General features: G+C 45.1%; 1 protein-coding gene. It reads right to left on the bottom strand.

Annotation, left to right across the window (positions count from 1 at the left end; genetic code table 11):
• Window positions 1-3: 3 nt before the first annotated feature.
• On the bottom strand, window positions 4-1,197 hold the full coding sequence (locus L2W36_RS27245; RefSeq protein WP_236112070.1) for an ISL3 family transposase: 1,194 nt from the start codon (window positions 1,195-1,197) through the stop codon (window positions 4-6).
• Between the last annotated feature and the right edge of the window lie 94 nt (window positions 1,198-1,291).

The raw sequence follows: 1,291 nt of genomic DNA, 5'->3' as shown, positions 1-1,291 counted from the left end.
GGTTCATCGCGGTTTTCCGGGGAAAGCCGCTTTGATTTTCAGAAAGAAGTAGTCCGTGTCTCTGTAGCCATACCCCGTCCGTTTGATAAGCTTTATCTTGTTATTGATACCTTCTAGCGTGCAAGTATTCAAATGATATGTAGCGGATGCCACGATACCGTGAAGGTAAGGCTGAAGCTTTCTAGCAAAGTTAATAAGAGGTTGAATGCCACTTTCATTCACCTGCTGCCACCATACTTCCCAAAGCCCTTTAGCTTGCTCCTCTGAATCACAATACCAAAGCTCTTTGAGTTGAGCTCCAAGCAGGTGCGTTATCATGAGATTTCGGTTAATCGATAGTATTTCGTCAAGATAACTTTGCTGCTTTATGCTCAAGTTCTCTCGCTTCTTCAATAGAACCCATCGAGAGCGTTTTATCCAACGACGTGCTTGTTTGTCATTTTTTAGTTGGTTGGCTTGGTCTACACGAACCCTATCCATGACCTCTCGACCAAACTTAGCCACGACATGAAATAAGTCATAGACGATACGGGCATTCGGACAATGTGCCTGCACCTCAAGGTCAAAAGCGGTATTCATATCCATCGCCACAGCTTCAATATTGGCAGCATGATCGCCAAGTTCTTCGAAGAATGGGCGAATGTCCTTTCGACTTCGGCCTATGCCAATCCAGAGTACTTGGTGTGTTTGGGCGTCAGCAATGACCGTCGCATATCTGTGTCCCTTAAAGATGGCGAACTCATCCATGACAAGCTGACGTAAATCCCCCCAAGGCACCGTTGGCACAACTCGCTTAAGACGTTGTTTATCAATTTCTTTAATCGTGTGCCAATGCACCCCGGTCAGCTCGGAGATATGCTTGATAGGCAATAAAGGCAGTAACTTTTCAATATAGCCCTTCAAGCGATTTGTGATTCGAGCATAGGGAGAAACCCATGAGATTGCTTCTGTTCTTACGCCACAGTCAGGGCAGTTTATCCGTCGAGTTTGCACCGAAAGCTCAACAGGAATATCGAACATCATTGCTTCTTTTAGCACTCGCCACTGGTAGTCATGAATAGACTCAGATGTTCGACCACATGGACACATAGCAGTGGAGTCAGGCTTTAAGGTGATTGTGATTAACGAGTCAGTTTTGTGGGACTGTATGACTTGAAAGCCTTCCCAGAAGGAAGATAGGAAAGTATTATTCGACATGAAAACGGCGGTTGTTTGTATATTTTTGTTTGGCGACTAAAACATACCACAACTGCCGTTTTTCTTATCGGCTCACGCTAATCCGCGATGAACC

It is taken from the genome of Vibrio sp. McD22-P3 (assembly GCF_021568915.1).
Lineage (GTDB): Bacteria > Pseudomonadota > Gammaproteobacteria > Enterobacterales > Vibrionaceae > Vibrio > Vibrio mediterranei.
The sequence above is the reverse complement of the archived record's forward strand: the minus strand, read 5'-3'. Positions and strand labels throughout refer to the sequence as shown.